The sequence below is a fragment of the Ruegeria sp. CDSC081 genome, assembly GCF_059610485.1.
The window spans coordinates 77,227-98,469 of the sequence record NZ_JBXWNS010000010.1; the positions used below are offsets into that span (position 1 = coordinate 77,227).

Annotated in this window: 19 protein-coding genes; 7 read left to right on the plus strand and 12 right to left on the minus strand. The window is 58.1% G+C overall.

All coding sequences use genetic code 11. From position 1 onward, the window contains the following. Positions 1 to 23 precede the first annotated feature (23 nt). The 7 genes from addA to regB form a co-directional block, all read right to left on the minus strand. The gene (gene addA / locus AC2FH9_RS17215; protein ID WP_496872344.1) at positions 24 to 3,383 is read right to left on the minus strand and encodes a double-strand break repair helicase AddA; all 3,360 of its coding nucleotides are present in this window, start codon (positions 3,381 to 3,383) and stop codon (positions 24 to 26) included. Beyond that, positions 3,380 to 6,307: a double-strand break repair protein AddB gene (addB, locus tag AC2FH9_RS17220; RefSeq protein ID WP_496872345.1), complete on the minus strand. Its 2,928-nt coding sequence runs from the start codon at positions 6,305 to 6,307 to the stop codon at positions 3,380 to 3,382. Before addB ends, addA begins: the two co-directional genes overlap by 4 nt. Further along, positions 6,300 to 6,986: a nucleotidyltransferase family protein gene (locus AC2FH9_RS17225; RefSeq protein WP_496698666.1), complete on the minus strand. Its 687-nt coding sequence runs from the start codon at positions 6,984 to 6,986 to the stop codon at positions 6,300 to 6,302. The genes addB and AC2FH9_RS17225 overlap by 8 nt, the downstream gene beginning before the upstream one ends. Further along, positions 6,983 to 7,987: an aminoglycoside phosphotransferase family protein gene (locus AC2FH9_RS17230; RefSeq protein WP_496872348.1), complete on the minus strand. Its 1,005-nt coding sequence runs from the start codon at positions 7,985 to 7,987 to the stop codon at positions 6,983 to 6,985. Before AC2FH9_RS17230 ends, AC2FH9_RS17225 begins: the two co-directional genes overlap by 4 nt. Beyond that, positions 7,984 to 8,457: a tRNA (adenosine(37)-N6)-threonylcarbamoyltransferase complex ATPase subunit type 1 TsaE gene (gene tsaE, locus AC2FH9_RS17235; protein WP_496713957.1), complete on the minus strand. Its 474-nt coding sequence runs from the start codon at positions 8,455 to 8,457 to the stop codon at positions 7,984 to 7,986. Before tsaE ends, AC2FH9_RS17230 begins: the two co-directional genes overlap by 4 nt. 41 nt (positions 8,458 to 8,498) lie before the next feature. Beyond that, the gene (locus AC2FH9_RS17240) at positions 8,499 to 10,004 is read right to left on the minus strand and encodes a PAS-domain containing protein (RefSeq protein ID WP_142637463.1); all 1,506 of its coding nucleotides are present in this window, start codon (positions 10,002 to 10,004) and stop codon (positions 8,499 to 8,501) included. Between the two features lie 63 nt (positions 10,005 to 10,067). Further along, a complete protein-coding gene (gene regB, locus AC2FH9_RS17245) occupies positions 10,068 to 11,462 on the minus strand; it encodes a sensor histidine kinase RegB (RefSeq protein ID WP_142637465.1) in 1,395 nt (464 codons plus the stop codon). Positions 11,463 to 11,554: 92 nt separating this feature from the next. Between regB and AC2FH9_RS17250 the strand changes: the two genes are divergently transcribed. The 3 genes from AC2FH9_RS17250 (at position 11,555) to AC2FH9_RS17260 (ending at position 14,250) form a co-directional block, all read left to right on the plus strand. Further along, positions 11,555 to 12,175: an SCO family protein gene (locus tag AC2FH9_RS17250; RefSeq protein WP_496872349.1), complete on the plus strand. Its 621-nt coding sequence runs from the start codon at positions 11,555 to 11,557 to the stop codon at positions 12,173 to 12,175. Between the two features lie 86 nt (positions 12,176 to 12,261). After that, positions 12,262 to 12,816, plus strand: a complete 555-nt coding sequence (locus tag AC2FH9_RS17255) for an ActR/PrrA/RegA family redox response regulator transcription factor (RefSeq protein ID WP_142637470.1) — start codon at positions 12,262 to 12,264, stop codon at positions 12,814 to 12,816. Between the two features lie 357 nt (positions 12,817 to 13,173). Then, positions 13,174 to 14,250, plus strand: coding sequence for a CapA family protein (locus tag AC2FH9_RS17260; protein ID WP_496872351.1), 1,077 nt, complete (start codon positions 13,174 to 13,176; stop codon positions 14,248 to 14,250). A 6-nt stretch (positions 14,251 to 14,256) separates the two neighbouring features. Here the strand turns inward: AC2FH9_RS17260 and AC2FH9_RS17265 are convergent, their stop codons facing one another. Beyond that, positions 14,257 to 14,856, minus strand: coding sequence for an HD domain-containing protein (locus AC2FH9_RS17265; RefSeq protein ID WP_281995807.1), 600 nt, complete (start codon positions 14,854 to 14,856; stop codon positions 14,257 to 14,259). 204 nt (positions 14,857 to 15,060) lie between these two features. On the opposite strand from AC2FH9_RS17265, the gene AC2FH9_RS17270 reads away from it, so the two are divergent. The 4 genes from AC2FH9_RS17270 (at position 15,061) to AC2FH9_RS17285 (ending at position 18,245) form a co-directional block, all read left to right on the plus strand. Continuing rightward, positions 15,061 to 15,378 carry a hypothetical protein gene (locus AC2FH9_RS17270; RefSeq protein ID WP_496872352.1) on the plus strand — a complete coding sequence of 106 codons (318 nt, stop codon included), beginning with the start codon at positions 15,061 to 15,063 and terminating at the stop codon, positions 15,376 to 15,378. Positions 15,379 to 15,479: 101 nt separating this feature from the next. After that, entirely contained in the window at positions 15,480 to 16,868 is a 1,389-nt protein-coding gene (ahcY, locus tag AC2FH9_RS17275; protein WP_282022174.1) for an adenosylhomocysteinase, read from the plus strand. Positions 16,869 to 16,881: 13 nt separating this feature from the next. Beyond that, positions 16,882 to 17,631, plus strand: a complete 750-nt coding sequence (locus AC2FH9_RS17280) for an extensin-like domain-containing protein (protein WP_496702940.1) — start codon at positions 16,882 to 16,884, stop codon at positions 17,629 to 17,631. Between the two features lie 272 nt (positions 17,632 to 17,903). Beyond that, positions 17,904 to 18,245, plus strand: a complete 342-nt coding sequence (locus AC2FH9_RS17285) for a DUF2853 family protein (protein ID WP_496703286.1) — start codon at positions 17,904 to 17,906, stop codon at positions 18,243 to 18,245. Between the two features lie 204 nt (positions 18,246 to 18,449). On the opposite strand, the gene AC2FH9_RS17290 is transcribed toward AC2FH9_RS17285, so the two are convergent. Genes AC2FH9_RS17290 through tsaD form a run of 4 tightly spaced genes read right to left on the minus strand, consistent with a single transcriptional unit; the run spans position 18,450 to position 21,199 of the window. After that, positions 18,450 to 18,872 (minus strand): EVE domain-containing protein, encoded by a 423-nt coding sequence (locus AC2FH9_RS17290; protein WP_281995804.1) that lies wholly within the window; start codon positions 18,870 to 18,872, stop codon positions 18,450 to 18,452. After that, a complete protein-coding gene (locus AC2FH9_RS17295; protein ID WP_142637484.1) occupies positions 18,872 to 19,141 on the minus strand; it encodes a YciI family protein in 270 nt (89 codons plus the stop codon). The genes AC2FH9_RS17290 and AC2FH9_RS17295 overlap by 1 nt, the downstream gene beginning before the upstream one ends. A gap of 1 nt (position 19,142) precedes the next feature. After that, positions 19,143 to 20,105 carry an NAD(P)H-dependent glycerol-3-phosphate dehydrogenase gene (locus tag AC2FH9_RS17300; protein WP_142637486.1) on the minus strand — a complete coding sequence of 321 codons (963 nt, stop codon included), beginning with the start codon at positions 20,103 to 20,105 and terminating at the stop codon, positions 19,143 to 19,145. Continuing rightward, a complete protein-coding gene (gene tsaD, locus AC2FH9_RS17305; protein WP_271950666.1) occupies positions 20,102 to 21,199 on the minus strand; it encodes a tRNA (adenosine(37)-N6)-threonylcarbamoyltransferase complex transferase subunit TsaD in 1,098 nt (365 codons plus the stop codon). The genes AC2FH9_RS17300 and tsaD overlap by 4 nt, the downstream gene beginning before the upstream one ends. Positions 21,200 to 21,243 lie beyond the last annotated feature (44 nt).

Sequence of the window (21,243 nt, forward strand, 5' to 3'; positions counted from 1 at the left end):
ACTAGGTGTCGGGTATGCCAAGGTCAAGGCGTCAGCGCACGGGTTAGCGCAGCTTTCACCAGATCGTGTGGCAGCCACATCAGCTGGGCTGTTCGGGTCCACAGAATTGCAGTTCTGACTTCGCGGTCCGGATAGATCTGCGACAATGAATCAGCATAGGCACCCATCTGCCGCAGCAGTCCTTCGGGGCAGGATGCTGCATTGTCTGGAACTGTCATATTCGATTTAAAATCAATTACTTGGACGTCCGTTTCAGTGACGATCAGCCGATCAATGACACCATGGATACGCCGACTGCCCAGATCGGCCGTTACCGGGACTTCGGCCAAGGTATCGGGGGCGAAAACGGCCTTCAGGTGATCCGCCGTCAACACATTTTGCACCTCGGCCAGCAATCCTTGCCGCTCGGCCTCACGCATATCGGGAAGAACCCGTGCGCAAAGCTGCGGCCAGTTCTCAGGAAGGACCCGCGGCAAATGCTCCAGCAGCAGGTGCAGGCGGGTGCCGCGCAGCTTGGCGGCCTCTTCATCCTGGCCCATGTCCCCGGGCAAGGCCTTGGCCCCGCCCAGATCAGACGGGCTGAGGGTTTCCGGCGCCGCATCAATGGCGGGGGCGGAATTCAGGAAGGTCGGTGGCAATTCGCTGTGGGCATGAACGGCACCTGTGTGTTCGATAAATTCCGGACCATGCCAATCTCCGTGCGACAAGCGCAGGATCTCACTGTTGGGCAGAGCTGTTGCCCCTGCCCGCGCCATAGCCGCCTGCACCAGTTGATACCAACTGGTTCCGTCCTTGCCGACATCCCCTGCCGCACCGACGATTAGCCACTTCTCTGCCCGGGTCAGCGCCACGTATAACAGGCGCAACCGCTCATTCTCTTCCCGTTCGCGCGCTTCGGCTCGCGCCTGCGCGATCAGCGCCGCGGACGCGTCTGCCGGTACTTTCCATAGTGGCTTAGCATCCGCCACCATGATCTCGGCATCGCGCGGGGCTTGTCGTCTGCCGGTATCCGGCAGGATCACGATGGGGGCTTCCAACCCTTTCGATCCGTGCACGGTCATCACGCGGATCATGTTGCCGACACCGCTCATCTGCCGTTTGATCTCCAGATCGTCCGTCTGCATCCAGACTAAAAAACCTGTCAGGCTTGGAATGTCGGTGCGTTCATAGGCCAGCGCCTGTGACAACAGCGCGTTGATGCCGTCTTCGGCCTCGGGGCCCAGCCGACCCAACAACAGGCGTCTCCCGTGATGACGGGTCAGAATCCGCTCGATCAGGTCATAGGGGCGCAGAAAGTCGATTTGGCTGCGTAGGTCATTCAGAATGGCCAGCGTCTCGGGAAACTCCTCGGCCCGATTTCGCAGCGCTGCCCAAAGGAATTGCTCTTGTCGCCGATGTGCCAGATCAAAAAGCCGCTGTTCGGACCAGCCAAATAGAGGCGATTTCAGTACCGTGGCCAGCGACAAGCTGTCTTCGGGCGTGGCCAAAAAGCTCAGCAGAGCCGCCAGGTCCTTGACCGCAAGCTCGGCTCCGACCTTCAACCGGTCAGCCCCTGCAATCGGCAGCTCGGCAGCCTTGCAGGCGCGGATGATCTCAGCAAACAGGTCCGAGCGGCGCTGGACGAGGATCAGAAAATCCCCCGGCTGTACCTTTCGCCGGACGAAACTGCCCGGTACCTCGCCATCTTCGGGGATGGTTTCCCCCTGTTCGATCATATCCCTGATCGACTGTGCAACCTGCTCGGCCAGAACAACGGTATGGTGGCGCGCACCAGGGCGGTCCACCGGATCAGTCCATTCGGTATCTTCCTCGTCTTTGACTTTTTCGACCACCGGCCACAGGTCGACGCGTCCAGGCAGATCGGACTTGAAGGCGCGGTGCTGGCTTTCTTTGTGAAACCCGGCCTCGGAACGGTTTTCGAACAGAATATCGACCAGCGACAGAATGGCGCTGGAGGAGCGGAACGAGTATTCCAGCGTGGAATCCCACAGTTTAGAGCCTGATTCTTCCAGTTTCCGCCCAAATTCGGCCTGCATCCGATCAAAGGCTTGAGGGTCGGCCCCCTGGAAGGAATAGATCGATTGTTTCTTGTCACCCACCACGAAAATAGTGCGCTCAATCCCGGACCGGGCCCCCTCCCCGCTGGTGAATTCCTGCGCCAGCTTTTCGACGACGTCCCATTGGTCCGGGCTGGTATCCTGGGCCTCATCCACAAGGATATGGTCAATCCCGCCGTCCAGTCGGTACAATACCCAAGACGCTACCGCCGGGTCGTTCAGTACGTTTCGGGCGCGCAGGATTAGGTCGTCAAAGTCCAGCCAGCCGCGCAGTTGCTTGCGCCGTTCATATTCCGGCAGAAAGGCCATTGCGAACCGGTGAAGTGCCAGCGTTTTGCGGGCTGCAACCAGTGCAAGCCGCTGTTCACGCGCGGCTTCGATGCGCAGCATCAACGCCTCTAGCTGTGGCATCTGACCCGCCAGAACACCTTCGCGCAGGGGTTTGGTCGGGAAAGCGTTAATCTTGGCGATAAATGGGTCCTTGGCCGCCTTTCCGGTCAGAAACACATCCTCAAGCACTCGCAGCGCACCGATTTCGGCGCGGGTGAAGGCCGCAAGCCTGGTGGCTGCCTTGGCGTTGTTCCCGCCGCTTTCGGTCAGTGCGGGCAGGACGCTGCGGATAAAGTCGACCTCGCCCCCCAAAAATACCTGATCCAGCAAGAGCTGTTCGTCAAAGCCTGCGGGCAGATTGAATTGCTGCAAAATCTGTGACCAATCTGCCGTCTGCGCAAACAGATTGCGCTTTTGCGTGATGGCGGCGGTCAGTTTGTCGAACCCTGTGTCAGTCACAAAACGGGCGACATCGCCGATCAGATTGGCCATCGGCCCTTGGGCAAAATCCTCGACGATTTCTTCGCGCAGCAAGGCGGCGGCCCGATCCTCCATCTCGGTGAATTGTGGGCTTACTCCGGCCTCAAGCGGGAAACGGCGCAGTAGCGAGGCGCAGAAAGAGTGGATGGTCTGAATTTTCAGCCCGCCGGGCGTTTCGATCGCACGGGCAAACAATGTGCGGGCCTGCGCCAGGCGGTCCGGGTCAATCGCGCCCTGAACGCCCAGATCGGTCAACTGCGCCAATAGCGGAGCATCCCCCAGCATGGCCCACTCACCGAGGCGTTTGAACAACCGGTTTTGCATCTCGCTGGCTGCAGCCTTGGTGTAAGTCAGGCAGAGGATGTGTTGCGGCTGCACCCCGTCCAGCAACAGCCGCGCCACCCGATCGGTCAGAACCCGCGTTTTGCCAGATCCCGCATTTGCCGCCAGCCAGGTCGAGGTATCGGGTCGTGCGGCCTGCACCTGCCGTTCGGTTGCGTCGTTGCGGGTGCTCATTTCAGGTCCTCAGGGGCGCTGTTGCTGGTTCGGTCCCACTCTCCGAAACGTGCCAGATGATCATAGTCCCCGATATCGGTATCCTTGTGCAGCATGCGGCGCGAGGTGAAGCCTTGATCAGGCTCTAAATAAGAGGAAATGAGCTGTTTCAGCTCGGCTAGGACCTTGTCGACCGGCTCTTTGGTCAGAGGCGCGGGCACCTCTTTATAGGTGCCGCCCATGCCGATAAAAATTGCTTCGGCCACAGGCAGCGGGTCAAACCCTTCGATCCCGCCCTGCTCGGCCATTGCGGCTTCGATCAGCAACTGTTTGTCAAACTTGGCCTGCTGACTTTCGGTCGGAGGCGCACCGGTTTTGTAATCGAGAAGCCGCAGCGCCCCGCGGCTGTTCAGGTCAATGCGGTCGGCGCGCCCGACTATGGTGAAATCCAGCGGACTGAGCGCCAGTTTCATCGCGGCCTCAAAAGCCACAGGCCCACCATCGCTGCGCCTGGTGGTCTCGGCCCGCAGGAAATCATCCGCAATCCGTTCCAGCCGCGCGAGCCATAATTTGCGCGCTGTGGGCCATGGGACATGCTGGACCAGCAGGCTTTCGGCGCGTTTCAGGAAGCTTTCGCGTGTCAGCAAGGCCGTGTCCAACACGCTGTCCTTCACGAACTGCTCCAAAATCTCGTGGATCACGATCCCGCGCAGCAGCGCATCCGGGGCCTGAACCAAAGGGTCCAGAGGTTTCAACCGCAGCACATGTTTGGCGTAGATCGCATAAGGATCACGGATCAGGCGCTTGATCTCGGTGACGCTCAGGCGGCGCGGGCGCGACCCGACCGGAGGGCGCGGAGATGGGCGCGGTGCCGCCTTGATTTCTGGAGCGTATTCAAGTTGTTCGGACCACCCCAGATATTGCCGCCCTCGGCCGCGCATTTCTGCAAGGGCGGTTTGGCCACCCTGTCCTGCCAGGCCACTCAACAGGTTGGTTAACCGATTCAACCAGCGGGAAGGAACGGTTTCGGCATCGTCGGACCGGGTCGACCGGGTCAGCCAGACCTCGGGCGCGCCGATAGCCTGCTGAAAGTCATGTGCCGACAGGCCAATGCGCCGCTCTGGCAGCAACAGCCCGGCCTTATCGCGCATCTGCCTGTTCAACCAGGGATCGGGCGCGGGCGCCTCGGGCCAACTGCCCTCGTTCAAACCGCCAAGGATTAGCAAATCGGCGCCCTGCACCCGGGCCTCGAGCGTGCCCCAGATCATGATCCGGGGGTGTGGCGCGTCGCGGTCGCGGACCTCTTCTCCGGCCAGCAAAGCACCCAGCAGATCGGCAAAGTCATGGGCGGTCATGGTGCCGCCATGCTGAGCCTCATTTCGCAGCTCGGTCACAACCGCCAAGGCCCTTTGACCGGCGTTCTTGTCCCACAAAGTGCCGGGATCGTCAGTGTGACCGGCGGAAATGGCCTGAGCCAACCCGCAGAGGCGACCAACCCAATCCGCCAGTGGCAACTCATCAGCAATTTGCTGGTCGCAGAAATGCTGCACCAACCAATGGACCCAGCCTTCGGGCACCTCTTTGCGGATGGCAAATGCCGTCAGGCTGGCGGCATCCGGGAATGGCGGCCCGTGGCGGCGCAGGTCCAGTTCCAGATCGCGGGTGTGCAACAGATGAGAGCCACGCTCGCCCCCGTCATGGCAGAGCGGATGTTTCAGCAGGGTCAACAGCGCTTCGCCGTCCAATCGACGCGCGAACAGGGCCGCGACATGGCGCAGGAACCGTCCGGGCGGGGACAGCTGCAGCGGCAGGCCAGCACTGTCATCGGGCAGGATGTTCCACCGGTCCAGCGCAGCGCTGACCTGACGAGTCAGCATGCGGTCGGGGGTGATCAGAGCGGCGGTCTGGCCGGTTTCAGCCGCCTCTCGCAAGCGGAGTGCTATGGCCAGGGCCTCGGCCCGGGGGGACTGCGCCTCGACCAGGGTCAGGTCCTTGGTTGCACCATGCAGATCGGTCAGTTGCGGGCCTTCGGACATCCACGCATCCGTGATCGGGGCAGGGCGTAACGCAAGCGATATCAGTTTGTTACGGGCGGGTGAGGGTGGATTGTCCTGGGTCCAGGCTGTGATTTGATCCGGACTCAGCCCAAGCTGGTTCATGAGTTTTCGGAACCGGTATTGCGGGTGATCCTCAGAGGTTAACGCCGCATCCAGCTGAGCCCAGACCTTATCGGGCTGGTCAAAGTCAAAACCCGGCAGGATCAATGCGCCTTGCGGCAGGCAGGCAACGGCTTGCATCAGCATCAGTGTCGTTCCCCGTGACCCCGTCGAGCCGGCAAGAATGAGCGGGTGCTGAGGTGGATCCACTCGCCAATGTTCGATTAGGTTCTCGACCACGCGGCGCTGCCGGGCCTGCGTGTCCAGGATGTCGTCTTCTGTGTCGATGAACTGATCCGCAATCCCGATAAACGCCTGCGCGCGGGCCCAATGCCCAGACATGTCGCCGACATCTAGCCGCCGGATCGCTTCGGGTGAAACGCCTTCGCCCTGCATCTCATCTATCAATGCGGCCAGACTGTCTGACAGGTCAAACAAAGACGAGCGCGCCGCCAGATCCGGTTGTTGATCCAGCAGCTTCGAGACCAGCTGCGTCAATTCCAGCCGCCGTCGTAGGGGCGGGATTGCGGGTGGTATCTGCGCCAGATTCACGCTTTCACCCAGATCAGTCACCAGTGAAAGGCGCGGCAACAAACAGGCAGGGCCCTGGTCGAATAGCTCACGCACCCTGCGAGCCATACGCCGCGTGTTAACAACCAGCTCCACTCGGGCCAAAGCCTCGGGCGGAAGAGCGGCACAGCGATTTCTCAACCCCCGGACCAGCGTCTTTGGAAAATCCACACCCGGAGGTACGGCAAAGACGCGGGGCAGGGGTGAGGGGTCAAACATCCGCCAACAGACCTTCAGCAAGGGCGATCCCTTTCGGATGGCCAACATCGCACCAGCGGCCGGGATAGGTTAGGGCAAACAGCCGGTCTTTCTTTTGCATCCGATCCCAAAGCAGGTTCAGCGAAAACACCTTGTCTGGAATTTTGACCAGCCCTTCCGTCTTCATGATCTGCGCGCCTCCGTAGATCAATCCGGGGCCGCGGGTAATCCGGCCCGCTTCATCAGCAGTAAAGTCTCCGGCGCCGGCATGACCAATCGCCTGCGCGGTCGGGATGCACATTAGCAATGCGTCCATCAAATCAGGGTTCCAGGCGGCCCGCAGCATTGTCAGCGGGTTTGGGCCGGACCATATGGCATCTGAATTCAACGTGAACACTGAATCAGACCCTAATAAGGGCAAAGCTGCCCGTAATCCGCCCCCAGTATCCAGAATGTCGGGCTGTTCGTGTGAAGCAAGTACGCCTTTCGGTGCCAAATGCGCCTCAAGCTGATCCGGCAGATAGTGCAGGTTGGCCACTTTGCGAACCGGCCCAAGCGCGTCAACCAAATCAAGCGCGTGGTCGATCAGCGGGCGCCCGGCTACCTCGATCAGCGGCTTGGGGCGGTTCAGGGTCAGGGTGCCCATACGGGTGCCGAACCCGGCTGCGAACAGCATGACGGCATTGGGGGGCTGGGTCATCTCTGTCTGAGCCTGTTCAGGTTTTCGGGTGTTGGTGTGGGCAGAGCCGCGCGCAGCAGGTCGGCAACATTCACCAGCGCCGGGTGATCCAGATCCCGCATCAGATGGCCCCACGCAGCCGGGATCAAATCGACATAATGGGGTTTGCCATACTCGGTCGCAAGCCGGGTAAACACACCAAGAATCCGCAGATTTCGCTGGGCACCCAGCACGGCATAGGCACTGCGGAAATCATGATCGTTGACGCCCGTAGCCGAGATATAGTGGCTGACCATCCGCATTTCCGTACCCGGCGTCACTTTGCGGCGCACATCCTGGAGCAAAGACACCAGATCATAGGCAGGATGGCCCAGCATGGCGGTCTGAAAATCCAGCAATCCAACGCGCTCAACCCCTTGGCGGTCAGGCAGCCAGATCAGGTTTTCCGCGTGGTAATCCCTTTGGACAACAACTTTGGTGCCGGATGTTTCTTGATGCAGGATATCAGCAAATCGGTGTTCGAACCGATCCTGCGCATCCTGGTCATAATCGCCAAGAACCCCTTGGGCGTATTTGGTGAAGGATAAGGCCGCCAGTTCGGTCATCAGTGCCGGGCCGTAAGATTGCAGCGACAGGGTCGGGGCCTCGTGCAACGTGATCAGGACATCTGTTGCGGCCTCGTATAATTCCCGCTCCATATCGGGATGTTTGACCAGAACCCGCGCGAACAGGTCATCGCCAAGGTCTTCCAGAAGAAGAAACCCATATTGCGTGTCTTCGGCGTAGATCTGTGGGGCGCTTAGCCCGATAGATTGTAAATGCCGGGCCATCCGTACGAAGGCTTCGACCGGTTCCGCCTGGCCCGGGGGCGAATCCATCAGAACAGCGGATTTGCCCGTGACCGGGTCGGTTAGGCGCTCGTACCGGCGGTTCGAGGCATCCCCCGCCAAAGGCTCTCGGTGGGCCTTGGACCACGGCGTGTGTGAAATCAGGGCTTCGGCAAGGACGGCGCGGTTTGTCATTCGCTGACCTCCAGTTTTTGAGCCCATTTTTCGTCGGTCCATGTGAGGGTGATGTGACGCATATCCAGCATGTCCGGGTCTGTTTCAAATGTCATGGTCAGGGCAGAACCGGGTGTCAGCGGGCCCAGTTTCTCGGGCCACTCAATCAGGCAGATCGCTTGTTCCATCGCTTCGGCCAGCCCAAGCTCTTCGACTTCCTCCACCGCGCTCAGCCGGTATAGATCGCAGTGCCAGATCTCACCTTTACGGGTGTCATAGACCTGAACCAGCGTGAATGTGGGCGAGGGCACATCCTCGGGCCGGGTCATCAGCGATTGGATCAGACTGCGCGCGAAATGGGTCTTACCGGTTCCGATCTCACCCTGCAGTAGCAGGATGTCGCCCGGATGCAGAATTGCGCCCAGCCGACTGGCAAATTTGGTCGTATCTTCGGGCGAATTCAGGGTGATCCTGAGGGGTGGTAACGTCATGGCGCCACAATGGCCCCACGCTGGATTGGCTGCAACCCGGTTCAGGCGCTGATTTGCTGTATCTCGTGCTGTGGCAACGCATTGTGCGTGGCAAAGCGAATGATGGTGGCCCCGTTTTGCAATGGGCAGATGGTGCAGTTCAGATCGGTTCCGTTACGCATTTGGATTCTGGCTGACCACTCAGCCCGGCTGTCCCGCATTTCCACGAAATCCCGGATTTCACCCAAAATTGGAGTGGCCGTGCAATGTTTCTGCCAGTTGCGGGTCACGTCCAGAACCGTGTCGGGTTCAAATCCGGCACCATCGGCTTCACCCCATAATTTCTGATAGGCATAATTGGTGAAGGCCAAGGTACCGTCATCACCGAAAACGGCAACCGCGTCGGCCAGCTTATCCAGGATGGATTGCATCAAATCCATTTCCGCCCGAAAGCGGCGGGTCAACGTGATCTCGGCCGTGATATCTTCGAACAGAAAGGCCACCGCACCATCCGGGTGCGGGCGGCCGCTGACGGAATAGACCGAGCCGGATGGCAGCGACCATGTTTCCTGGTAATTTCCGTCTTCTGCGGCCTCTAGCAGATCGTTCATCTGATTGCGCCAGCTGCGATAGTTCTTGGGTTCCGGCATCATGTGCTGATCGCGCAGGCGGTCAAAGAAACTGGACAGGTTGGGGCGGCAGCTCAGGAAATCCGGGGGCAGGGTGGTCAGGTCAATCAAGGCGGGGTTGAACAGTGCAAGTTGGCGATTTCTGTCAAAAATGGCCAAGCCGATGGACAGCTGTGCAAAGGTTTTGGTCATCGTCTGTACGAATTTTCGCTGCGCTGTCTCGGCGGCGACGATGGCGTTGATGTCCACAGCGTAGCAAAGGCTGCCTTCCGGATGGTCCACCATCGTCAGGTCAAACCAAAGCTTGTTTGCACTGTCTTCGGACGAAATGAATACACGGGTCTTGGCGCTGATACGCGCGCCATTTTCGGGCCCGGGAAAAAGAGGTGCAGTCAGGTCGGTATCGCCACCGCGCACTTTGCGGACAAGCGAGACATAGGCGGCGTTGCACCAGCGGATCTTGTTTTGATAATCCAGATGCCAGACCGGGTAGGGCGCCAGTTCCATCGCCAGGCGGATCGGATCGCTATTCTCGCGCAATACGGTTCTGGGGTAATCAGAGCTTTCCCGCAGCTGTACGCGCACGACCCCGTCGATCCATTCGCACAAAACGTCCCGCTCGACCGAGCAATCAATGGCGGGGATGACTAGATTCCCTTCGTGCCTGACGCGTTCAGGGGTTTCAGGAAAGCCCGGAAAATCCCGCTGCAGCAGCCGACGCAGATCTGACCAGTCGCGCACAGCCTCAAACCCATCCAGAGCGATGTCTGTGTGGCTGATCAGGCGGTCACCGTCGAACAGAAACACGACATTGAACAACGAGGCCGGCTCGGACAGGCCGAAATTGTCACTTGTCTGCTGACGACGGGGCAAAAGCCATTGAACTGCCAGACTGGCAGACACCACACTGATGACGGCCAATATGATCCAGTCGACCATGTGCTCTCCCGCGGTGAATTCACGGGTATAGCTATGGGTGGAAATGGTTAACGGGGTCTTAACTCAGACTTGGATATGCTGATTTACACCTGAAGGAACGGGGGTGTCGCCGGTCTGTGCATCCACAAGTTTTCGCGGCCAGGATACCCGGACGATGGCCCCTATACGTTCGGGATTGTCCGACAAGGTCTGATATGGATCAGAGCCATTGGCGAAGTCCAAATGCGCACCGCTGCGTTCCAGCAGGGTTTTTGCGATGAACAGGCCCAGGCCCATACCTTCATATTCCGGCCGGGCCCGCTTTTCCGATTCTGCCCGCCGTCGGCGCATGAACGGATCCCCGATCCGGCCAATCATTTGCGAAGGATACCCGCGGCCGTCATCCATGATGTTGATCGTAATCCTTTCGGCTGTCCATTCCGCTTCGACCCAGACGTTGCTGCGCGCGAAATCCACAGCATTCTGGATGAGGTTGCGCATTCCGTGGATGATCTCAGGTTTACGCAGGATCGAAGGTTGTTGAACATCGCCATCCCCGACCGGACCTTCGGCAAAGTGAACCTGCTTGCCGCGGTTGATATGTGGCTCGGCGGCCTCATGGATGACAGTGGACAGGGGGGCCTGTCTCAGGTGGAGGTCGTCTTTGCCAGCCCGCCCCATGTCGCGCAGAATGTCGCGGCAACGATTGGCCTGTTCGCGGATCAAGGCGGCGTCTTCTTTCAGGTCCGGGCGGTCGTCCAGCTCTTCAATCAGTTCGGCACTGGTCAGTTTGATTGTTGCCAGAGGTGTTCCAAGTTCGTGCGCGGCGGCGGCGACAACTCCACCAAGATCGGTCAGTTTCTGTTCACGTGCGAGGGCCATATGCGTGGCCGACAGCGCCTGAGACATCGACTGCACCTCAGAGCTTACGCGGTGGGAATAGGCCCCCAGGAAAACGATCGCGATAACGATGGCAGCCCAGTTTCCGAAAAGAAGGATATCGGGGATCTCAAGATCCACACCGCCATCCGTGTGCAGGGGAAGGTGAAATTCGGCTAGCAGCGTGGTCAGAATGATGGCCACCGTACCGATGATCAGCGTTGACCGGGTGCTCATGACATTGGCAGAGATCGTCACAGGACCCACCAACAGCAAGGCGAACGGATTATTGAGGCCTCCGGTAAGGTACAGCAGGATGGTCAGCTGCAACAAATCGAACAACACCATCAGAAAGTTTTCGAACTCGGACAGGCGTTTGTTGCGTGGAAAGACAAGAATAGCCGTCAAGTTGCCCATGACCGAAATGCCAATGGCCAGATAGCACAGCGTCACATCCAACTGCACATCATAGGTCTGTTGCGCCACGGTGATTGCGGTGATCTGGCCAAAGATGGCCACCCAGCGCAGCAGGATCAGCGTCCGCAGGCGAATCCAGCTGCGTTCCTGACCAGGCCAAAAAGTGATGTTGGAATCTGCCATTGGTCCATTATGTCCTGTTGCATCGGCTGTTCATCTTGATAGGTGTCCCGGCCGGAACGATCAACAACTCCTCTATCGTCAGGTAAGATGCCATGGTCCGTCTATACGCTATCCTTGCAACAGTTGTTTTGGCCGTAGGTCTGGGGGCCATGTGGCTGCTGACGCGCGGCGCAGGCTCGGACGACAAATTCGCGCAGTGCCGGTCCAGCCAGATCGCAGGGGGTACGGCCACCATTGGCGGGCCCTTCGAACTGATCAACGGCAAGGGCGAGACTGTGACCGACAATCAGGTGATAACCGAACCTACGCTGGTCTACTTCGGCTATACCTTCTGTCCGGATGTTTGCCCCTTTGACATGTCCCGCAATGCCGAAGCGGTGGATATTCTGGCCGAACGCGGGCAATCGGTGACGCCGCTGTTTATCTCGATCGATCCGGATCGCGACACACCCGAAGTTATGGCCGATTACGCCTTTAACCTTGGTGGTAAGACCATCGCCCTGACCGGCACGCCCGAGCAGGTCAAGGCCGCCAGCAAGGCCTATAAGACCTATTATAAGGCCCATGACAAAAGTGATGAGTACTATCTGGTTGATCACTCGACCTTTACTTATCTGGTCACACCCCAGGACGGGTTTATCGAATTTTTCGATCGCAATGACACAGCCGAGCAGATGGCTGACAAGGTGGGCTGCTTTCTGGACAAGATCTAGAACGCAACGGTCTGTTTGACCTTTGCAATGGCGCTGCTATTACTCATGTTTAAGCCAACGGCGTGAATTAGCGGAAAGAATAGAATATGGCGGACAGCTCTGACCTCGACATCGGCCCGGATAAATCGCTGTTATTGGTGGATGATGACGAACCGTTTCTGAGACGTCTGGCCAAGGCCATGGAAAAACGCGGGTTCGAGGTTGAAACCGCGGGCTCTGTCGCCGCTGGCCGCGCCATTTCCACAGCCCGCCCGCCTGCATATGCGGTTGTTGACCTGCGGTTGGAGGATGGCAACGGCCTGGATGTGGTCGAAGTGCTGCGCGAAAAGCGCCCCGACAGCCGGGTTGTGGTTCTGACCGGGTACGGCGCGATTGCCACCGCTGTGGCCGCAGTCAAGATCGGTGCCACCGACTATTTGTCGAAGCCCGCCGACGCCACCGACATCACCAACGCATTGCTGGCCAAGGGCGACGAACTGCCCCCGCCGCCGGAAAACCCAATGAGCGCGGATCGCGTGCGCTGGGAGCATATCCAGCGGGTCTATGAGCTGTGTGATCGCAACGTCAGTGAAACCGCGCGACGCCTGAACATGCACCGCCGGACATTGCAACGGATCTTGGCGAAGCGCAGCCCGCGATGAGATCGTGAGTATAGCTTGCGCATACCAGGCCAGAACTCATGAAGCCGGAAAACCGAATTGAGTCTCGACAGGCGGCTATCAAACATATGCTTTGTCGCGGCTGATGGCCCGCAACCCCTGAAGACTTTAATTTAGTGTCTGTTAACCAATTTTTGTTGTCGTTAAGTTCAATATTTATATTTTCCGAACAAATAGTTGAGATGTATCGAAGTGTCGCCGCTCCCTAATACGCCATACGAAAGCCTCCGTATTTCCAACCCTGCCCTTAAAGTCATTGTCTCTGTTGTCACCTGGGCAGCAGAGAGATTTGGGTTTTGGGCGCGGCCACGAAAAGGCGCTGCGGGTGAGCTTTCCGAAATGAACATTTTGGACAACCTGTACTGGGTCTATAAAAGTAAGAACCCCATTCAGCAGCCTGAAACGGAGCTGGATCAGTCCGGCTTTATGACTAAAACGACGGTACAACTTTCAACCGCTGACATCAGTGACACATCAAATTCGGTCACTCTGAGCTTTGCCGGGGACATTCTAAGAACCCACAGGGCCAGTGTCACAAAAGATCAAGTATATGCTGAGATCGAAGATCTTTTGTTTCAGGATGATATTTTGGTCGCCAACTACGAGTCACCTGTAACGACACAGCCTTTGATTGACGAAGTGATCGGGGACGCTGGCCCGCCGATCGAATGTGCGTCAGAAGGACAGTTCGATGCTTTGACCAGCCATAACGAAAGGTTCATTGATGTTTTGAACCTTGCAAACAACCATATTCTCGACATGGGTGTTGAGGGGCTTGAGACAACTCTGAACGTCTTAAGTGACAGAAATATCATGCAAATCGGCGTGAATGAGAGTTTGACAGAAGCCACAGCCGTCAAAACGATCGAACGTAAAGGGGTAAAGTTCGGATTTGCGTCCTGCGCTTTTGGTACCAACGGCCACGCGCTTCCTGAAGGTCAAAAGCAGAGCATCAATATCGCCAAGCTGACTTCAAAGCATCAAGCGCCGGACACCACCCTTCTAAAGACACAGATTTCGAACGCAAAAGCGGCTGGCTGTGATCTGGTTATTGCGATTATTCATTGGGGTCATGAGTTCGAGCTGTTCCCGCGCCGAGCGCAGCAAGAGGCCGCACAGGACTTGGCCGAATTCGGAGCTGATCTTATCGTCTGCCACCACCCCCATGTCCCCCAGCCGATTCAGCTGTATCGCACACAGACCGGAGATCGGACGGTGCCAATCGCCTATTCCCTGGGAAGTCTGCTGTGGGGTTTCGCCGATAGAGACATTGCCAGCAGTACGATTATGCAGATTGAAGTACAAAAGACTGAGGGCAAGGCCGAAATAACAAATCTGAAGGCGACGCCAGTGCGTTGGCATGCCCATGAGATGGACGGTAACGTCTTTCAGAAGGTGGCGCGATCAGAAGGCTGATAGTGGTCAGGGCCCAATCTCGGCCATCAATGCCGAATGTCTATGCGTATAGGCACATCTTACTTCAACAGGTGGCCGCAATTTGATCTGCAGCCCTTCCATAATAACCCTGTCCGGGCGGCCGAAGAATTTTGTCGCCTCGGTCTCGGAAAAGCCCGCGATCTGGGTGGCTTCCATCCAGGCGCTGATCTTGTCGGCCTTTTTGATTTGCCGTTTTACTGTTTTAGGCACCGCAGCGGGTAGGCCGAACCGGATGTGGATCGCCGCAGCCAGCCGGTCATCCAGTGCGCCATAGTCGGGACCGACAGCGGATTTGACCGGAGAGATCATATCTCCGATCACGTATTCCGGCGCATCGTGTAACAGGGCCGCCAGCCGCCATTTGACCGGTGCCTTGGGGGCAATACGACCAAAAAGCTCTTCGACCAACAGCGAATGCTCGGCCACCGAATAGGCGAAATCGCCATGTGTCTGCCCGTTCCAGCGGGCCACAAAGGCCAGCCCATGCGCGATATCCTCAATCTCGATATCCACCGGTGTTGGGTCCAGCAGGTCCAGCCTGCGCCCGGACAGCATTCTTTGCCATGCGCGGGGTTGTGTTGCCATTCTGCTATGCCTTGTGAAGTGGGACACATTAAATTCGCATTTTTGTGGTAAGCTGTACCTGTCAAGATCACCAGCTGCCAACTTTTTCTTGAGCAATCGTGCTTTGAACAAGCACGCGGTGATACCGACATTTGTACCGAGGGGGGCGCATGCTCCTCCCGGTGTGCCCCTCTCGGACGTAACTCGTATCGAAAGGAGCTTGCTATGTTCAAGCGTTTGTTAGGAATTGCTCTGGCCTTTGGTATGGCCGCCACTGCACCGCCTGCCTTTGCCCAGCAAAGCTGTGCGTTGCGTGATCAACTGATTTCAACGCTACAGGACAATTATTCCGAGGAACTGGCCTTTGGCGGATTGCAAAAATCCAGTGGCTCGCAATCGGTGATGGAGGTCTGGACCTCAGAGGAAACGGGTAGCTATACCGTTTTGGTGACACGTCCGAACGGCATCAGTTGCATTGTCGCCGTTGGGACCGACTTTTTCCAAGCGATCCCCAAAATCAAGGTAGAGGGCATACCAAGTTGATTTTGGCGGCTTAAAACCCCGTTTCCGGCCATCTGCGTTGCCACGTCCCAAAAGGGATGCTAGGGCAACCCGGATTGAACTATACCGGAATGGAGCACCTGATGGCCGGGGACTATATCGTCAAAGACATTTCGCTGGCCGGGTTTGGCCGCAAAGAACTGGATATTGCAGAGACCGAGATGCCGGGCCTGATGGCCCTGCGCGCGGAATACGGTAACGCAAAGCCCCTGAAGGGCGCGCGTATTGTCGGGTCGCTGCACATGACCATCCAGACAGCCGTTCTGATCGAAACACTTGTGGCGCTGGGCGCGGATGTGCGTTGGGCGTCGTGCAACATCTTCTCAACCCAGGACCACGCGGCGGCGGCGATTGCCGAAGCCGGAATTCCGGTGTTCGCCATCAAGGGCCAGACGTTGGAAGAGCATTGGGATTATCTGGACAAATCCTTCCTGTTCACCGACGGCCCCAACATGATCCTGGACGATGGCGGCGATGCGACGCTGTATATCCTGCTGGGCGCCCGCGCCGAAGCGGGCGAAGACATTATCCCCGTACCGGGCTCGGAAGAGGAAGAGGCCATCAAGGCGCAGATCGCCAAACGTATGGCCGCGTCCCCCGGTTGGTTCACCAAAATGCGCGACCAGATCCAAGGCGTGTCCGAGGAAACCACGACCGGCGTGAACCGTCTGTACCAGCTGGTCAGGGAAGGCCAACTGCCGTTCCCAGCGATCAACGTCAACGACAGTGTCACCAAGTCGAAGTTCGACAACAAATATGGCTGTAAGGAATCGCTGGTCGACGGTATCCGCCGCGCCACCGACACTATGATGGCTGGTAAAGTTGCCGTGGTCTGTGGCTATGGTGACGTGGGCAAAGGCTCGGCCGCGTCGCTGCGCGGTGCCGGTGCCCGTGTGAAAGTGACCGAAGTTGATCCGATCTGCGCCCTGCAGGCCGCGATGGACGGGTTCGAGGTTACGCTGCTGGAAGACGAAGTTGACAGCGCGGATATCTTCATCACCACGACCGGCAACAAGGACGTGATCCGTATCGAGCATATGCGCGCGATGAAGGACATGGCCATCGTCGGCAACATTGGTCACTTTGACAACGAAATTCAGGTGGCCAGCCTGAAGAACCACAAATGGACCAACATCAAGGAACAGGTGGACATGATCGAGATGCCCTCGGGCAATCGTCTGATCCTGTTGTCCGAAGGCCGCCTGCTGAACCTGGGCAACGCCACCGGTCATCCGTCTTTTGTGATGTCGGCTTCGTTCACCAATCAGGTGTTGGCCCAGATTGAGCTGTTCACCAAAGGCGATCAGTACGAAAACAAGGTCTACATCCTGCCTAAACATCTGGACGAGAAGGTTGCACGCCTGCATCTGGACCGTATCGGCGTGAAGCTGACGCAGATGGACAGCGAACAGGCATCGTATATCGGTGTGAATCCGGAAGGCCCCTATAAGCCTGAACATTACCGCTATTGATTGCGGGTCAGGCATGACCAAACCTTCTGGACGCCGTCGGATATTGCATCTGGCGGCGTCTTTCGTTTTCTCAGCACTCGCCTTGGTGGTTTTGATGGGTGGGGGTGGCTACTGGCTTTTGTCCCACCCGCAATCACCGGTTCCGGACCACTGGAACCCTTTGCGAGATCTGACCATTACGGCTCGGGTCACGCCGGTCACACCTGTGCAAATGCGACGAGCTTTGGCCGATGAAACGCAGTGCAGGGCCGCATTGGCCGGGGCGGGGGTAAGCTTTTCCCTGGTCGAGGATCTGATTGTCGACGAGAAATGCGGAATAGCCGGGCGCGGGGTTCTCTCGGGCTTAACCACGGCCAGCGTCAATGGCGTCGAGACCCGTTGTGCCACGGCTCTGCGATTGGCCATGTGGGAACACCATGTGGTCCAACCCGCCGCGCGCGAGATGTTTGGCAGCAGGGTGCGCAGCTTGCGCCACCTGGGCAGCTATAACTGCCGGCGAATGCGCACCGCGCAGGGAAAGGACAGCGGTTGGAGCAGTCATGCCACCGCTGATGCCATCGATATTGTCGGGGTCGAGTTGGCAGATGGGCGAAGCCTGAGCCTGCTGTCGGACTGGACAACACCCGGACCCGAAGCAGATTTTCTACACCGGATTGGCCGGGGTGCATGCGAATGGTTTCGGGTGGTACTTGGGCCAAACTACAACCGGCTGCATGCGGACCACTTCCATCTTCAGGGACCGGGTTGGGGATATTGCAGATAACCACCGGTCGGTTAGTAGGTGCCATGTCGGCACGCTGCGCTGGTTTCAACATTTTCCCGCTGCGCCCTGAATCCAAACCACCTGACCCTTAACAGAAGGCCAGAATCAGGCATTGTGGTACGCGGAGTCTATCTGTGCTGCCATAATTTCGCTTACGGGGAATGACCTGAAATTTTCCCTTTGTGTAAACAGAACAACTGACTAACCTTCCGACACCTGTTCATAGGCGCATTGAAAATCGCAGCCAAAGCTGCTCAACGGGAGAAATATTCATGGGAAAACGCGACGAACTGATCGCCAAATACGCAGATGATCTGAAAAACAAATGCGGGATGGACCCCGACATGGACCTCTTGACCAAGGTCACAATCGGATGTGGTCCGGCGATTTATGACGCCGACGCGTCGACCGTGGCAGCCACTCAGTCAGGTGAGCTTGAGACCGTCAAAAACAACTTCCTGATCAAGAAACTGGGCCTTTCCGACGGCCCCGAGTTGATGGAAGCGATCAACAAGGCGCTGGAAACCTATGGCATGTCCGAGCGCAACAAGTATCGTGCTGTCGTTTACTATATGCTGACCAAGCATTTCGGCAAAGAGTCGGTCTATAGCTAAATCCGGGTTTCGACCAATCAGCGCCCGCCCGATCTGTGGCGGGCGTTTCCAATTTTAGGTACTTGTTGTTTGTGCCAAACCGGCCAAATGGGCTAGTGTCAGTTTGTGACCAGGACGGTCAGAACCGAAATTCTATACGCGTGTGGTGAGTCGGGAGCACGCGGGGTAGGGAAGGTTCTGCATCTGTCAGGACCTTCCCTTTAATCAATCCGATTTCGTCTGCCCCAGATCGCAGATCACCTGCCATTCGGCATCGCTGACCGGTTGTACGGACAGGCGGGAATTCTTGACCAGAACCATCTCATCCAGACGTTCATCCACTTTGATCTGATCCAGCGTGACCGGGATGGTGAACGGGCGCACGGCTTTGATATCCACACATTCCCAACGCTCATCTTCGGTGGTGCTGTCTGGATGGGCTTCGGCGCAAACCTCAACAATGCCGACAATCGCCTTGTCTTTTTGCGAATGATAGAAAAAACCACGGTCGCCCACGGCCATCTGCCGCATGAAATTGCGTGCCTGATAGTTGCGCACCCCATCCCATTCTTCGCCCTCTGCGCCCTTGGCGACTTGCTGGTCCCAACTCCAGGTCGAGGGTTCGGATTTGAACAGCCAATACGCCATCAGCCGACCACCTTTTTCCAGACGATCAGATCAACTGACTGGAACAGTCCTGCATTGGCATAGGGATCATTGTCGGCCCAGTTTTGCGCCGCCGTCATATCCTCGACCTCGAGGATGATCAGTGATCCGATCATCGCATCGCCTTCCAGAAGGGGTCCGGCCTGGGCAACAACACCGGTTTCTTCGATATAGGCCAGATGGGCGGAACGGTTATCCAGCCGGGTTTGCAGCGCGTCGGGTTTATCCTTGGCGATAAGGGCGATCAGCATGTTATTCCTCCTTCAGGGGTCGGTTCAGCAGCCAGCGCATGGCTTCACCAACGCTGCATTTTCCGGTGCTTATTTCTGAAACGATTGTGCTTATGGGCATGTCCAGGTCTTCGGCCTTGGCAATTTTGGCCAAAGCCTTGGCCGTGGCAACACCTTCGACGGTTGTGTTTGTGTCAAAAGCATCCTGGCGCCCAAGCGACAGGCCAAATCGATAGTTCCGGGACAGTTCGGAACAGCAGGTCAGTACCAGATCACCCATACCCGACAGGCCCATCAATGTTTCAGGGCGGGCCCCGCGCATCAGCGCAAAGCGCTGCATCTCGGCAAAGCCCCGCGTCATAAGGGCGGCACGGGCGCTTTCGCCCATGCCTTCGCCAATGCAGGCCCCGCACCCGATGGCCATGACGTTTTTCAAGGCCCCACCAAGTTCGGCGCCGATAGTATCCGCGGTGCGATAGAGGCGCAGATTTGTGGTGCTCAATTCATGCTGCAGGTCACGGCCAATCGCATCATCCGCACAAGCGAGGGTCAATGCGGTGGGAAGGCCGCGCGCGATGTCGTTCGCAAAGCTTGGCCCGGTCAACAGCGCAGCGCGCGCCTCTGGGACGGTTTCACGGATAACGGAAACCGGCCCAAGGCCCGAGGTCAGCTCTATCCCTTTGCAGCAGGCGACCAGCGTTTTATCTCTGAGGGTAGCGGAATGCGCACACAACGCGCTCCGCAATTTCTGCATCGGCACGGACAGGAGGATGATTTCGCTTTCTGCCGCCAGATCAGCGTCCGAAGTAACCGTAATCGCCTTGGGCAAAGGTGCATTCGGCAGGCGCGCGCTGTTTACGCGATGGTTCTGCATCATCTGGGCCTGTTCCGGATCCCGAGCCCATAGCGTGACGGGGCCTTTCCCGGCCAGCGAAATCGCCAGAGCTGTTCCAAACGCTCCGGACCCCAGAACCGACACGCTCATGCTTTGGCTCCTTTTTTGCCGCTGCCCAACATGGCCGGGCTGGTTTCATCCAGAGGCCAACGCGGACGCGCGGTCAGGGTCAGATCATCGCGGGCACCAGTGCGGAAACGTTCAATTCCGGCATAGGCGATCATGGCGGCATTGTCGGTGCACAGGGCTAACGGAGGGGCGGTAAATCGGGCACCTTTTTCGACGCAGATAGACTCTAACACGGTACGAATGGCCGTATTTGCCGCAACGCCGCCCGCAACAGACACAACCGCCTCCGCAGGGCCTTCCAATAGGTAAAGGTCGATTGCGCGGCGGGTTTTCTCGGCCAAAGTGTCCACGATGGCCTGTTGGAACCCGGCGCAAAGATCGGCGCGGTCCTGTCGCGTCAGGCCACCTTTTTCAGCCACGATCTGGTCGCGCATTCGCATCAGCGCGGTCTTGAGCCCGGAAAAGGACAAATCGCAGCCCGGACGGTCCAGCAGTGGCCGCGGAAACCGGAACCGCTTGGGATCGCCCGTGCGGGCTTCGACCTCGACCGAGGGGCCACCGGGTTGCGGTAGGCCCAGCAGGCGGGCTGTCTTGTCAAAGGCCTCTCCCGGGGCATCGTCGATGGTGCCGCCGAGACGGGTGAACTGCTCGGGCCCATGGGCAATCAGATATTGGCAGTGCCCGCCCGAGACCAGCAGCATCAGGTAGGGAAACGCGATCCCGTCCGTCAGGCGTGGCGTCAGCGCGTGACCGGCCAGATGGTTGACTCCGATCAATGGCAGGCCCGTGGCGGCACTGATCCCTTTGGCGCACATGACGCCCGACATAACCCCCCCAATCAGGCCGGGACCGGCGGTTACGGCAATAGCGTCCATGTCGGCAAGGCCCAGACCCGCGGCCTCTAACGCCTGAATCACACAGATATCCAGCTTTTCCGCATGCGCGCGGGCGGCAATTTCAGGGACCACGCCACCAAATGCGCTGTGCAATTCGGTCTGGCCATAGACAACCGAGGACAGCACCTCGGCGGCTGTATCATCGGATTGGCGCACGACTGCGGCGGCCGTGTCATCACAGCTGCTTTCCAACCCGAGGACAGTAAGTGTTTGCACCATTGGCCTGATCCGTTACACCTTGGTTGCCAAGCGGGGTATCACCC